The sequence below is a fragment of the Halopseudomonas sp. T1L2 genome (genome assembly GCF_055397385.1).
The window spans coordinates 1,767,227-1,780,972 of record NZ_AP040865.1; the positions used below are offsets into that span (position 1 = coordinate 1,767,227).

Here is a 13,746-nt window from a genome sequence, read left to right on the forward strand (position 1 = left end):
AACGCAATCTACTGCACACTGGCGCCGTTATCAGCCGGAGCCCCAAAATGCCCACCCTGTTCTACAGTTACTTCAGCGGAATGATCGCTGCCGCCGGCCTGATCATGGCCATCGGCGCACAGAATGCCTTTGTCCTTGCCCAGGGCCTGCGCCGGGAACATCACGTCAGCGTCGCGCTGATCTGCATGACCTGCGATGCCATCCTGATTCTCGCCGGCACCTTCGGCCTTGCCGCGCTGCTGCAGGCCCATCCGCTGGCAATGGAGATCACTCGCTGGGGCGGCGTGGCCTTCCTGACCGTCTACGCCCTGCAAGCGTTGTTGCGCGCACTGACCCCACGGGGTCTGAAAGCGATGGGCGCACCCTCGCGATCACGTCGTGCCGTGCTGCTCTCAACCCTGGCGGTCACTCTGCTCAATCCCCATGTCTATCTTGACACCATGGTGCTGATTGGCAGCCTGGCGGCACAGCACAGCCTCCCCCTGGTTTTCGCCCTCGGCGCGGCCAGCGCATCCATCTTGTGGTTCACCCTGCTGGCACTGGGCTCGGCCCGCCTGGCTCCGGTACTTCACCGACCGATTACCTGGCGCTGCATCGACCTCGCAGTTGCTGCAATGATGCTGGCTATCGCCTGGTCACTGGCAAAACCCGCGCTGCAGACCCTCTGGGAGGGCTAAACCCACATGGAAGGTGCGTGGATAGCGGCACATTCAGGTGCTATGATCGGGGCTTCCCGATCGCAAGACGGGCAGCGCCCGGCGGAGCAAGCAGCAGCTACCGGCAAGAAGGCGCAGACAACTCGCCACAGGCTGCCAGCCAGCCCTGGCCGAATGTCGAGACGGACGACGTGATCGTTCCCGGAACGTGATACCTGACGATGGAGATAAACCATGGCTTTTGAATTACCCGCACTCCCTTACGAAAAGAATGCACTGGAACCGCACATCTCTGCCGAGACTCTGGACTACCACCATGGCAAGCATCACAACACCTACGTTGTGAACCTGAACAACATGGTTCCGGGCACCGAGTACGAAGGCAAGAGCCTGGAAGAGATCATCAAGACTTCCAGCGGCGGCGTCTTCAACAACGCAGCGCAGATTTGGAACCACACCTTCTACTGGAACTGCCTGAGCCCGAACGGCGGCGGTGAGCCGACAGGCGAACTGGCCGAAGCCATCAACAAGGCGTTCGGCTCTTTCGCAGCATTCAAGGAAGAGTTCAGCAAGGTATCTATCGGCACCTTCGGTTCCGGCTGGGGCTGGCTGGTCAAGAAGGCTGACGGCTCCCTGGCACTGGCCAGCACCATCGGCGCGGGCTGCCCGCTGACCAGCGGCGACACCCCGCTGCTGACCTGCGACGTCTGGGAACACGCTTACTACATCGATTACCGCAATGCACGTCCGAAGTACGTCGAAGCGTTCTGGAACCTGGTCAACTGGGACTTCGTAGCGAAAAACTACGCTGCCTGATCCTGACTGATTCTGCGTCCCCACAACACCCTGCTCCGGCAGGGTGTTGTGCTTTCAGGCATCGGGAACATGATCGCACTTTGACCTCACCCAAAGGATTGTCGATACTCAGGCGTAGGTTCACTTAACAATGTACCTATGGGAGTCTTGCGCTGCTGCGGGCAATGCCTGCATGATGACTTAACCGCGCAATTCATCAGGAAAGGAATAACAATACCTTGAAGCTCGAGCGCCGGCACAGTCTCTCTATAAAGCTGCTTCGCCTTGTATTGCTCTGGGCGTTGCTGGTCGGCTTGATTTTGAGCCTGGGGCAGATTGCGTTTGACCTTCGCAAGGAACGTCAGCAGATCGATCAGACTGCCGAGCAGATCCTCGCCATGTCCCAGGACCCTGCAACCCAGGCGGTCTACAGCCTGGACCGGGAAATGGCACTGCAGGTCATAGGTGGACTGTTCGAACACCCCGCCGTACGCTTTGCCTCCATTGGCCATCCGGACGAAACCCAGCTGGCCAGCCGCGAGCGTCCACTGATTGAAAGTCCACTACGCAGCGTTACAGACTGGCTATTCGGCGTCGAGCAGCATTACAGCGTTGCTCTATTTGGCCGAGAGCCCTACAACGAGTATTACGGCGATCTGAGAATCGTCCTGGACACCGCGCCCTACGGCGAAGATTTCCTGCAAAGCTCCCTCGTCATCCTTGTATCCGGCATATTGCGAGCGGTGGCGATGGCGCTGGCGCTCTACCTGCTTTATCACTTTCTGCTGACCAAACCACTGGCGGGCATCATTGATCGGATCAGTGACATTAACCCCGACCATCCGGGCAAGATGCATATTCCGATGCTGCCAGGCCAGGAAAGGAACGAACTCGGCCTGTGGATCAACAAGGCCAACGAACTGCTGGAATCCATCGAACGCAACAGCAATCGCCGACGCGAAGCCGAAGCGAACCTGCTGCACATGGCCCAGCATGACCACCTGACCGGCCTGCCCAATCGCAGCATGCTGCAGGAGCAGCTCAGCCGTATCCTCGGCGACGCCGGCAGGCGCCAACGGGGGGTTGCCGTACTGTGCTGCGGGCTGGACGACTTCAAGGAAATCAACGAGCAGTTCAGCTACCAGTCTGGCGATAGCCTGCTGGTCACCGTTGCCGACCGCCTGCGCGCCAACAGCGGACGGCTCGGCAGCCTGGCACGACTGGGAGGCGACCAGTTCGCCCTGGTTCAAACCGGTGTCAGTGAGCCATACGAGGCAGCCGAGCTGGCGCAAACCATCCTCGACGACCTTGGTCGACCGTTCGAGATTGGTGACCACACCGTCAGCCTGCGAGCGACAATCGGCATCACCCTGTTCCCGGACGACGGCGATAATGCAGAGAAGCTGCTGCAGAAGGCCGAACAGACAATGATGCTGGCCAAGGCGCGCTCACGGAATCGCTACCAGTTCTACATCGCCAGCCTCGACAGCGAAATGCGCGTACGCCGGGAACTCGACAAGGAGTTGCGCGGAGCGCTGGAGCGCAACGAATTCCACCTCGTCTACCAGCCACAAATCGCCTATGACGATCACCGCGTAGTTGGTGTGGAAGCCCTGCTGCGCTGGCACCATCCAGAACGCGGGCTGGTACCACCGGATCTGTTCATACCGCTGGCTGAGCAGAACGGCAGCATCATTGAAATCGGTGAATGGGTTCTGGACCAGTCCTGTCGCCAGCTGCGTATCTGGCACGACAGCGGCATGACCGAACTGCGCATGGCGGTCAACCTGTCTACCGTGCAACTGCACCACAGCGAACTCTCCCGCGTAGTGACCAACCTGATCCAGCGCTACAAGCTGCCACCCCGCTGCCTTGAGATGGAAGTCACCGAAACCGGCCTGATGGAAGATATTTCAGCCGCCGCGGGTCATCTCAACAGCCTGAAAAAGGCCGGCGTGCAGATTGCAATCGACGATTTTGGTACCGGCTACTCCTCGCTCAGTTACCTGCGCGGGCTGCCGCTGGACAAGATCAAGATCGACCGCAGCTTCGTTCAGGATGTCCTGATTGACGAAGACGACGCAACCATCGTTCGCGCCATCATCCAGCTGGGTCGCAGCCTTAATATGCAGGTCATTGCCGAAGGCGTCGAGTCGGCAGAGCAGGAGGCCTACATCATCGCTCAGGGATGCAATGAGGGTCAGGGCTATTACTACAGCCGCCCACTGTCCGCCACCGCCTTTACCGATTGGCTGCACGCTTACGAGGGCGCCAGCAACAAGGCGCGTCGATCCGAACTGAGCTGAGCTGAGCTGAGCTGAGCTGATCGTCAGGCGATCCAGAACCAGCACGCCAGTGGTGCAGTGATAACCAACCCGATCAGACTCCAGAGTGAGCGGCGACGCAGGCGACGACTCAGGTCCTGCTCATGGTGATCCGAGAGAATAAACGGCAGCCCGCGCCGCTTCGGCTTGCCCAGCGCGTGTACCAGCGGACGCTGCCCTTCCACTCGGGCGAGCCGCTCTGATTCAACATCAGCCGCCTGCCTGACCCGATCCCACTCCGTCATGTCCAGCTGGCCGTCAGCGTCACGGTCAAAGCGGGCCAGCAGATCGTCATAGTCCGCCTTCCAGCGACTGATTACCTGGCGCGCCGCCGCCTGGCGATCGAATTCGTCGCGCCCACCTCCACGACTCTCGAACCAGCCGAGTGCGTAAAGCACCTCACCTTCCGCGAACCACTCTTCGGTATAGCGGTAGCGTTTACCGATCAGGCTGGCCAGCAGGCCGGTCTTGACCGATTGGCCAGCAGGCCAACGCTGAGAGCCCTCCCAGCGCCGCCGGTGACGCGGATGAACTTCCGCGCCCTTGGGCATGACCCAGCAGCTCCCGGTATCGTCGCAAAGCAGGAAGGGCCGTTCGGAGCAGCCCTGCTCGACCGTCTGCCAATTGTCATTCTTACCACTGCGGCGGTACTCCTCGACACGAAAGCGGTACCAGAGACAATCAACACCCCCGAGCGGTGAAACCAGCAGTGAGTGACCTCCCGCATCGAGCCGCCCCTGAAGCTCAACCAGCCCCTGGGCGGCCGAGCGCACCTTCGACGTCGGGGTGTCTTCGAGCCAGCGAGCACGACGCAGACGACTGAGCATGACATACAGACAGACAAGCGCCGCCGCCGTGATAAGCGAACCGAAAAGATAATAATTGACCGGCGACAGCAGCAGTACGCCGTGCACATCAATCATGAAAACAGGGTCCGGATATCCACGTCGGCCTTCTCTTCATCACTGAACTGCAGCAATGTGGCCGGTTTGAACGCGAACAGCCGCGCCAGCAGCACCTCGGGAAACTGCTCGATGCGCACGTTGTTGATATTTACCGCCGCGTTGTACAGTTCGCGGCGATCGGCAATCCCGTTCTCCAGCCCGGTAATACGCTCCTGCAGATGCTGGAACGACTCGCTGGCCTTCAGATCGGGATAATTCTCGGCCAGCGCGAACAGCTGCCCCAGTCCCGCCCGCAGCGCCGTTTCTGCCCGTCCGACGCCCTTCACATCCGACTCTGCGCGCGCAGAGGCAACCGCACCCCGCGCAGCGATGACCCGCTCAAGCGTTTGCGCCTCATGCTGCATGTAGCGCCGGCAGGCTTCAACCAGCTTGGGCAGCTCATCATGCCGCTGACGCAGCAGAACATCGATATTGGACCACGCTTGGCTGACCGCATGCTTTACGCTCACCAACTGGTTGTAGAGCATGATCGCGTAGAGCAGCACAACGCCCAGCACTACCAACACAATGACCGTTGTCAGTTCCATTCCCTGCTCTCCTGTTCCACTTATCTGATTTGACGGTCGAGCGCCCCACCCGGCCGAATACTGGCGTTACGGCCACGCGCTCGTGCAGACCCCCGACGGATCCGAATAACTCACTATAAAGAGATTGAAAAAAAGCCGCCATGCGCGAACGCAGGCGGCTTTCAGAACAACGATTGGCAGGCCGCACCCTCTACTGAAACAGCGACTCGCCGGTCAGCCCGTGCTGTTCGAGAATGTCGCGCAGGCGTTTGAGCGCTTCGACCTGAATCTGTCTTACCCGCTCGCGGGTAAGGCCGATTTCGCGGCCGACCTCTTCCAGAGTACTGCTTTCGTGGCCACGCAGACCGAAGCGCCGCGTAACCACTTCGCACTGCTTTTCCGTCAACTCTCCCAGCCACTGGTCAATACTGGCGTTCAGGTCATCATCCTGCAGCAAGTCGCACGGATCGGAGCCCTGTTCATCGGTCAGGGTGTCGAGCAGTGTCTTGTCCGAATCGGGGCCCAGTGACATGTCGACCGAGGCAACCCGCTCGTTGAGTCCAAGCATGCGCTTGACGTCTTCGACCGGCTTGTCCAGCAACTGGGCTATTTCTTCCGGAGAGGGCTCGTGATCGAGCTTCTGGGTCAGCTCGCGGGCCGCGCGCAGATAGATATTCAGTTCCTTGACGACATGAATCGGCAGACGAATGGTACGTGTCTGATTCATGATCGCCCGCTCAATGGTCTGACGAATCCACCAGGTCGCGTAGGTTGAAAAGCGGAAGCCGCGCTCCGGGTCGAACTTTTCCACCGCCCGGATCAGGCCCAGATTGCCCTCTTCGATCAGATCCAGCAGGGTCAGCCCACGGTTGACGTAGCGCCGGGCAATCTTCACAACCAACCGCAGGTTGCTTTCGATCATGCGCTTTCGTCCGGCAGGGTCGCCCTTTTGCGCCAGGCGCGCAAAATGTACTTCCTCTTCGGGCGTCAGCAGGGGGGAAAAACCGATCTCGTTGAGATACAACTGGGTCGCATCCAGTTGCTTGGTGAAGTCAAACGCGTTTTCGCGGCGATGATTGCGCGGCGTAACCCGCTTGCTGTCTACGGACACAGGCATTTCGTTCCCCTCCCCATCATCCATGATGACGCTGTCTGGCGACGCGTTGTCCAACGATCTGACCTGCTCTGGCTGTTTCTTATTTTTTACTGCCATATGCGTGCCCCACTTCCGGTAAAACGCGGAAAAGACACAACCCACCGAATCACACCCCAAGATGGGCAGTGCTTCCTTCTGACTGTCGCAATGCAACAGGGCTCTCACCTCAAGGCAGACTGACTGTCAAAAGTGACAACCCTGTGTCAGCACCACCGACACAGTACCATCAAGATCTCGGTAAATACGCCAACGGGTCTACAGGTTGACCCTTGCGCCGGATCTCGAAATGCAGCTTGACCCGGTCAGTACCACTACTGCCCATTTCGGCAATAACCTGACCAACCTTGACCTGATCGCCTTCCTTGACCAGCAGACGGCTATTGTGCGCATAGGCGCTCAGATAGGTTTCGTCGTGCTTGATGATGATCATGTCGCCATATCCAATCAGGCCACGGCCAGCATAAACCACGGCCCCGTCGGATGCTGCTCTCACAGGCTCACCCAATTGCCCGGCAATATCAATCCCTTTATTCAATCTGCCGTTTGACTGAAACCGCGCCAAAAGCTGGCCCCGCGCCGGCCAGCTCCAGCCAGCGGCGCTGACCGCAGCGGAGGCAGCCTCTGCGGGGCGCGCTGCAGAGGCCGGCGATCGATTGGCAACAGAAGTATTACGAGAATTTTCAGCGGCGGAAGTGCTAGTCACCGACGGTGCACTTGGGACCGCAGCAGAGGCTGAGCGTGCTGGCCCAGGGGCGGCCGTGGGCCGGGGGGTGACCGGTGCAGCGGCAACGGTAGCGCCCGCCGAGCGCGAAGCTCGGCCGAGGCTGATGCGCTGACCGGGGTAAATGGTATAAGGCGCGCGCAAGTTGTTGACGCTGGCCAGCTCTTTCCAGTCCCAGCCATAGCGAAAGGCAATCTGGTAGAGCGTCTCGCCGCGCTGTACGGTGTGATGTCCGGTGGTTATTGTCTGCGCACGGGTGCCACCGCGACCGCGGTCGTCAATAGGGACGGTGCCGGAAGGCCCGGCGCATGCGGCCAGTATTGCCGCCAAAAACACGATGCCGACACCTTGTGCCGACCCAACGGCCCCATGCCGGTAACGCACACACAGCCCCATTCCTGGTTGGCTCCCGTTCAGTCTCACCCGCAATGCACACGTGCCACCTGCTCTCAGGTTGCAGCGCGCCGTCCCCACCATTCCAATAACAACACTAATACCACGCCGAGCACCATCAATGCCATTCCGGCCTGCCAGAGAGAGGGCTCTCCGGTCAGCTCGGCATAGCGCTGTGGCAAGAGATTCAGCTCCTGCAGCGGCACCCGTTCACCATGACTGTCAACCCGCCAGGTCAGGGTCTGTTTCCAGGGCCACACCTTGTTAAGCGAGCCGATCAACAGGCCCGTAAGGAAGGCCAGAGTTACACTGCGCAGGTGATTCAGCAGCCAGGATAGCAACCGCGAAAAGCACAGCAGCCCGGTTATGCAGCCCAGTGCAAACAGCCCAAGCAGGGCAAAGTCGGCACTTTTTACCGCCTGAAGAATACCGGTATATAACCCCAGTAGCAGCAAGATAAAGCTCCCGGAGATGCCAGGTAAAATCATCGCGCAGATCGCGATGCATCCGCCCAAAAACACGTTCAACGGTGTCAGGCTCAAGGCCAGCGGCGACGCCACGGTAATCAGATAGGCAAACAGGGCACCCAACACGGCAGCCATCACGGCAGCCAGATTCCAGCGCGGGATCTCGCGCCCTACCAGATAGACCGAGACCAGAATCAGACCGAAGAAAAACGACCAGACCAGCAAACCGTGATGCGTCAGCAGGTAGGTTATCAGCCGGGCAAGGGTAGCAATGCTGCAGACAATACCGGCCAGCAGCGTGAGTAGAAAGGCACCGTCGATGGCCCTCCAGGTATCGACAAAGCGGCCACGCAACAGCCACACCAGCTTGTTTGGCGTGCAGGCGGCAATCGCGGCCAGCAGGCGATCATAAATACCGGAGATGAAGGCAATTGTGCCGCCCGAGACGCCCGGAACAACATCGGCCGCCCCCATGGCGACGCCACGGAGAAAGATCAACAGAAATGCCTTCACACAGACGTCCTTAAAGACAGAATCAGGAATGGATAGCGCCGGCCAGCAGCGGCACGAAGCGCACAGGTTCGACCTGCTGATAGGTGAATTCGTCGCCGTGACGAACAACCAGCATCAAATGCTGCTCGTGCTCGCCAACCGGAATGACCAGACGACCACCGTCGGCCAGCTGACCGAGCAGCTCACGCGGTATCTCGGCCGGCGCCGCGGTGACCAGGATGGCGTCGTAGGGGCCATATTGCGGCCAACCCCAGTTACCATCCGCATGACGAAACACCACATTACGTACGTCGATGTCTCGGAGCACGCGCTTGGCACGTTCCTGCAGCGGCAGAATACGTTCAACGCTGAAGACCCGCTCAACCACCTTGGCCAGAATGGCAGTCTGGTAACCGGAGCCGGTGCCGACCTCCATCACCTTGTCCAGCGGCCCGCCACCGAGCAGCAGCTCGGTCATGCGGGCGACGATATACGGCTGGGACAGGGTCTGGTTGTGGCCGATCGGCAGCGCTGTGTCTTCGTAGGCCCGGTGCGACAGTGCTTCATCGACGAAAAGGTGGCGAGGCGTGCGGCGAATGGCTTCGAGCACGTGCAAATTACGAATACCTTCTTCAAATAACCGCTCAAGCAGGCGCTCACGTGTGCGCTGCGAGGTCATGCCGATGCCGGCACGGTAAAGGTCGTCGTGTCCCATGCTCAGCCCAATCCGTCCAGCCAGCTCTCAAGGTGGTCGAACACCTCGTACAGGGTCTTGTCGACACGCAGAGGCGTAACCGACACATAGCCCTGCATGACGGCATGGAAGTCCGTCCCTTCACCACCGTCCTCGGCGTCGCCGGCCACTGAAATCCAGTATCCCTCCTTGCCACGCGGGTCAACCCACTTGACCGGCTTGGCGGCACGCGCGCGGTGGCCCAACCGGGTCAGGCGAATGCCCTTGATCTGCTCAAGCGGCAGATTGGGAATATTGACGTTAAGCACCGTACGCGGCGGCAGATCAAGCTGATCATGAGCCTCGACCATCTGCCGGGCGAAGTAGGCTGCCGCCGGCAGGTTATCGGTTTGTCGGCCGGTCAGAGAGAATGCCATGGCAGGACGAGACAGAAATCGCCCTTCCAGCGCTGCCGCAACCGTGCCGGAATACAACACATCGTCGCCAAGGTTGGCGCCGAGGTTGATTCCTGCCACCACCATGTCAATGCTGTCTTCATACAGCGCATTGAGGCCCAGATGCACGCAGTCGGTCGGGGTTCCGTTGATACCGATAAAGCCGTTTTCCAGGGTGAACGGCCTTAGCGGCCGGTCCAGACTGAGCGCGCTGCTCGCGCCGCTACGGTCCTCCGCTGGAGCAACCACCACACAGTCGGCATAATCGGCCAGCGCGCCGTGCAGGGCTTTGATACCCGGCGCCAGCACACCATCATCATTGGCAATCAGAATACGCATCAGTTTTCCGTTTCCAGCCCGCCACCGGGAACACTGGAGAGTTCCAGCAGCTCGTGCAGCAACGCCGTGGCGAAGCAGCCGGTAGGCAAGGTAAATTCCAGTTCGAGACAATCGGTGGACGGATAATGCCACGTAAGCCCCTGAATGGGGAGGCGTAAAATCCGTCTCGCCTGCTCCAGACCAGCCCCTTCGAGCCAGGCGGCCAGTTCCGGTTCTGCCGCCGCAACCTGCTGCTCAAGCTGCGCCGTGGCGCCACTGCTGGCCAGCTCACCAGCCCCCCAAAGCGCTGCGGTAGGATGCAGGTCCAGCGCCGCCGGGCGCGGGTCGTCAGCGACCAGCTCCCTGGCCGGAAACTGGCTCCGGCTGTTGGTAAAGGCCAGGCAATCGCCGTCCAGAATGCGGTTCCAGCTGCCACCGGCAACGCGCCTGGCGAGCATCCGGTTGAACAGCAGACTGCGCGCCGTCGACAGCAACCGCGACCGCGTGCCGCGTGCCGGCGGATAGCCGCCCTGCCCGGCCCAACGGCGAGCGTCGTGCAGGTTGCTGCCGTCGCGGCCGAAGCGCTGCGGGCCGAAATAATTGGGCACGCCCTGAGCGGCAATGATCTTCAGCCGTGTATCCAGCTCGGCGCGATCGGCTTGCAGGTCGGTCAGCCGAACAAAGAAACCGTTGGCGCTGTGCGCACCACGCTGCAGCTTACGCTGGTGACGGGTCTGCTCGAGGCAACGCAGCTGCTCACTCCACAGCGCACTGAAATCCGGATCGGCGCGGCCCGGCAGCTGCAGACTGAACCACTGGCGGGTGACTGCCTGACGATCCTTCAACCCGGCGTAGCTGACGTTACGCAGCGAAATACCGGCCGCGCGGGCCAGCTGCCTGGCGACTTCTTCGGTATTCAGGCCGCGCTTCTCCAGCAGCAACCAGAGGTGCTCTCCTGACCCACTGAGTGCGATGTCCAGCACTTCGGTCACGCGAAAGTCGTCTGGCGTTGCCTTAAGTGTTGCCCTGCCGCAGCTTTCACCCCAGGCCCGGGGGCCCAGCAGTTGCTCAGTCATCGGCAAGCAACAGGGCGACCGCGTGTACGGCAATCCCTTCCTCACGACCGGTGAAACCGAGCTTTTCAGTGGTGGTTGCCTTGACGTTGACCTGATCCAGCGCGACGCCCAGATCCGCTGCGATCTGCTCGCGCATCAGCGGAATATGCGGCGCCATCTTCGGCCGTTGGGCGACGATGGTGGCATCCACATTGCCCACCTTCCAGCCGCGCTCGCGGAGCAGGCTCATGACGTGACGCAGCAGCACGCGGCTGTCAGCGCCCTTGAATTCGGGGTCGGTATCGGGGAAGTGTTGGCCGATGTCACCCAGCGCGGCAGCGCCAAGCAATGCGTCAGCCAATGCGTGCAGCAGCACGTCACCATCGGAATGAGCCACCAGCCCCCGGTTATGCGCGATTTGCACGCCACCGAGGGTGATGAAATCGCCATCGCCAAAGCGATGAACGTCGTAGCCGTGGCCAATACGCATGTGAAGTCTCCCGTCAGTCGATGGCGGCGATTCTACCGCCTCGACATGACAGGGAACAGGCCACGGTCGCCGCTCTACAGCCCCAGCGCCGCAGCATGATGATGCAGGTGGTCATCAATAAAGCTGGCGATGAAGTAGTAGCTGTGGTCGTAGCCGGGCTGGCGACGCAGGGTCAACGGGTACCCTGCAGCTGCCGCGGCCGCTTCCAGTGCTTCAGGCTTGAGCTGTTCAGCCAGGAAGTTATCGGACTCGCCCTGATCGACCAGCAGCGGCAGACGCTCAGTCGCGCCTGCCAGCAGTTCACAGGTATCCCACGCCTTCCAGGCCGCACGGTCATTGCCCAGATACTGCCCCAGCGCCTTGTGGCCCCAAGGACAATCACTCGGATTGGTGATCGGCGCAAATGCCGACACCGAGCGATAGCGGCCAGGATTTTTCAGCGCACAGATCAGCGCCCCGTGGCCGCCCATCGAGTGGCCGCTGATTGAGCGCTGATCCGACACCGGGAAGTGCTCTTCGATCAGAGCCGGCAACTCCTGTACCACGTAGTCATACATGCGGTAGTGCTGCGCCCAGGGCTGCTCGGTGGCATTGACGTAAAAACCGGCACCCAGACCGAAGTCATAGGCGCCCTCGGCGTCATCCGGCACGCCTTCGCCCCGCGGGCTGGTGTCCGGGGCAACGATGACCATGCCCAGCTCGGCCGCCAAGCGCTGCGCACCAGCCTTCTGCATGAAATTTTCATCGGTACAGGTCAGCCCCGACAGCCAGTACAGCACCGGCAGCGGCTTGCCCTGATCCGCCTGCGGCGGCAGGTAAATACCGAACACCATATCGCAGTGCAGCACCTGGGAGCGGTGACGATAACGCTTCATCCAGCCGCCAAAGCTCTTGTTGGCGGAGACCAGTTCAATGTCGTTCATAAGAAACCTCCGGTTTCAGCGGCAAGCGACAAGCGACAAGCGACAAGCGAAGTGTGCATCACTGCAGGACCCGCAAATACATTCCGAGTCCGGGTTACCAAATCAAGCTTCGAAAAACCCACCCGATTCATTACCGGGCAGGTTTTTCTTGAAGCTTGAGGCTTGAAGCTTGCGGCTGATTTAGAAATGAATGACTGTCCGAATGCTCTTGCCTTCGTGCATCAGTTCAAACGCCTCGTTGATCTGCTCCAGGCCCATAGTGTGGGTGATGAAGCTGTCCAGCGGGATTTCGCCTTTCTGGGATTTCTCGACGTAACTCGGCAGTTCGGTACGGCCCTTGACGCCACCAAAGGCGCTGCCGCGCCAGACGCGACCGGTGACCAGCTGGAACGGGCGGGTGCTGATCTCGGCACCGGCCGGTGCGACGCCGATGATGGTGGATTCGCCCCAGCCCTTGTGACAGCACTCCAGCGCCGCGCGCATCAGTTGAACGTTGCCGATGCACTCGAAGCTGTAATCCACGCCGCCGTCGGTCATGTCGACGATCACTTCCTGAATCGGTTTGTCGTGATCCTTCGGATTGACAAACTCATGCATGCCCAGCTCACGGGCAATACCTTCCTTTGCCGGGTTGATATCGATACCTATGATGCGGCTGGCACCGGCCATCTTGGCGCCGATGATAGCGGCCAGACCGATACCGCCCAGACCGAAAATGGCAACCGTTGAACCGGCCTCCACCTTGGCAGTGTTCAGTACTGCGCCGATACCGGTGGTGACGCCACAGCCCAGCAGGCAGACCTTTTCCAGCGGTGCTTCCTTGGGAATCACGGCAACCGAGACCTCCGGCAGTACGGTGTACTCGGAGAACGTGGAGCAGCCCATGTAGTGGTAGACCGGCTTGCCGTTGTAGCTGAAGCGGCTGGTGCCGTCGGGCATCAGGCCCTTGCCCTGGGTGGTGCGCACCGAGCTGCACAGGTTGGTCTTGCCGGACTTGCAGAATTTGCACTCGCGGCATTCGGCGGTATACAGCGGAATCACGTGATCGCCGACCTTCACCGAAGTGACGCCCTCGCCGACCGCTTCGACCACACCGCCGCCCTCGTGACCGAGAATGCAGGGAAATACGCCTTCGCTGTCCTGACCGGACAAGGTGTAGGCATCGGTATGGCAAACACCGGAGGCAACAATGCGAATCAGCACCTCGCCAGCCTGCGGCGGCGCAACGTCCACTTCAACAATCTGCAGGGGTTCATTCGGCGCAAAGGCTACGGCGGCCCGGGACTTGATCATGGGATTCTCCATTGGATGACGGAAGTACAGGCTGGCAAGTGTAGTAGAGAGCTGTTTCGTGGAT

Annotated in this window: 14 protein-coding genes; 3 read left to right on the forward strand and 11 right to left on the reverse strand. The window is 60.4% G+C overall.

Annotated features, from left to right (window positions below; genetic code table 11):
- Window positions 1–56 precede the first annotated feature (56 nt).
- The 3 genes from ACZ5WQ_RS08200 to ACZ5WQ_RS08210 all read left to right on the forward strand — a co-directional run bounded on the left by ACZ5WQ_RS08200 (window position 57) and on the right by ACZ5WQ_RS08210 (window position 3,757).
- Complete coding sequence (locus ACZ5WQ_RS08200; RefSeq protein ID WP_464383636.1) at window positions 57–677, forward strand: LysE/ArgO family amino acid transporter; 621 nt, start codon at window positions 57–59, stop codon at window positions 675–677.
- A gap of 213 nt (window positions 678–890) precedes the next feature.
- Window positions 891–1,472 (forward strand): superoxide dismutase [Fe], encoded by a 582-nt coding sequence (gene sodB, locus ACZ5WQ_RS08205; protein WP_088273613.1) that lies wholly within the window; start codon window positions 891–893, stop codon window positions 1,470–1,472.
- Window positions 1,473–1,690: 218 nt separating this feature from the next.
- Entirely contained in the window at window positions 1,691–3,757 is a 2,067-nt protein-coding gene (locus ACZ5WQ_RS08210; protein WP_228247673.1) for a putative bifunctional diguanylate cyclase/phosphodiesterase, read from the forward strand.
- 23 nt (window positions 3,758–3,780) lie between these two features.
- Here the strand turns inward: ACZ5WQ_RS08210 and ACZ5WQ_RS08215 are convergent, their stop codons facing one another.
- The 11 genes from ACZ5WQ_RS08215 to ACZ5WQ_RS08265 form a co-directional block, all read right to left on the reverse strand.
- Window positions 3,781–4,698 (reverse strand): E3 ubiquitin ligase family protein, encoded by a 918-nt coding sequence (locus ACZ5WQ_RS08215; protein WP_233048241.1) that lies wholly within the window; start codon window positions 4,696–4,698, stop codon window positions 3,781–3,783.
- Entirely contained in the window at window positions 4,695–5,267 is a 573-nt protein-coding gene (locus ACZ5WQ_RS08220; RefSeq protein ID WP_228247675.1) for a LemA family protein, read from the reverse strand. Before ACZ5WQ_RS08220 ends, ACZ5WQ_RS08215 begins: the two co-directional genes overlap by 4 nt.
- Before the next feature lie 190 nt (window positions 5,268–5,457).
- Window positions 5,458–6,387, reverse strand: coding sequence for an RNA polymerase sigma factor RpoS (rpoS, locus tag ACZ5WQ_RS08225; RefSeq protein WP_235005721.1), 930 nt, complete (start codon window positions 6,385–6,387; stop codon window positions 5,458–5,460).
- A gap of 241 nt (window positions 6,388–6,628) precedes the next feature.
- Entirely contained in the window at window positions 6,629–7,519 is an 891-nt protein-coding gene (locus tag ACZ5WQ_RS08230) for a peptidoglycan DD-metalloendopeptidase family protein (RefSeq protein WP_464383637.1), read from the reverse strand.
- Window positions 7,520–7,572: 53 nt separating this feature from the next.
- Window positions 7,573–8,496 carry a polyprenyl-phosphate transporter gene (locus ACZ5WQ_RS08235; protein ID WP_464383549.1) on the reverse strand — a complete coding sequence of 308 codons (924 nt, stop codon included), beginning with the start codon at window positions 8,494–8,496 and terminating at the stop codon, window positions 7,573–7,575.
- Between the two features lie 22 nt (window positions 8,497–8,518).
- A complete protein-coding gene (locus tag ACZ5WQ_RS08240) occupies window positions 8,519–9,190 on the reverse strand; it encodes a protein-L-isoaspartate(D-aspartate) O-methyltransferase (RefSeq protein ID WP_228247678.1) in 672 nt (223 codons plus the stop codon).
- 2 nt (window positions 9,191–9,192) lie between these two features.
- On the reverse strand, window positions 9,193–9,942 hold the full coding sequence (surE, locus tag ACZ5WQ_RS08245) for a 5'/3'-nucleotidase SurE (RefSeq protein ID WP_228247679.1): 750 nt from the start codon (window positions 9,940–9,942) through the stop codon (window positions 9,193–9,195).
- Window positions 9,942–10,997: a tRNA pseudouridine(13) synthase TruD gene (gene truD / locus ACZ5WQ_RS08250; RefSeq protein ID WP_464383550.1), complete on the reverse strand. Its 1,056-nt coding sequence runs from the start codon at window positions 10,995–10,997 to the stop codon at window positions 9,942–9,944. The genes surE and truD overlap by 1 nt, the downstream gene beginning before the upstream one ends.
- Complete coding sequence (gene ispF, locus ACZ5WQ_RS08255; RefSeq protein WP_464383551.1) at window positions 10,990–11,466, reverse strand: 2-C-methyl-D-erythritol 2,4-cyclodiphosphate synthase; 477 nt, start codon at window positions 11,464–11,466, stop codon at window positions 10,990–10,992. The genes truD and ispF overlap by 8 nt, the downstream gene beginning before the upstream one ends.
- Window positions 11,467–11,540: 74 nt before the next feature.
- Entirely contained in the window at window positions 11,541–12,389 is an 849-nt protein-coding gene (gene fghA, locus ACZ5WQ_RS08260; RefSeq protein ID WP_464383552.1) for an S-formylglutathione hydrolase, read from the reverse strand.
- Between the two features lie 180 nt (window positions 12,390–12,569).
- Entirely contained in the window at window positions 12,570–13,682 is a 1,113-nt protein-coding gene (locus ACZ5WQ_RS08265; protein ID WP_269687004.1) for an S-(hydroxymethyl)glutathione dehydrogenase/class III alcohol dehydrogenase, read from the reverse strand.
- Window positions 13,683–13,746: the final 64 nt, after the last annotated feature.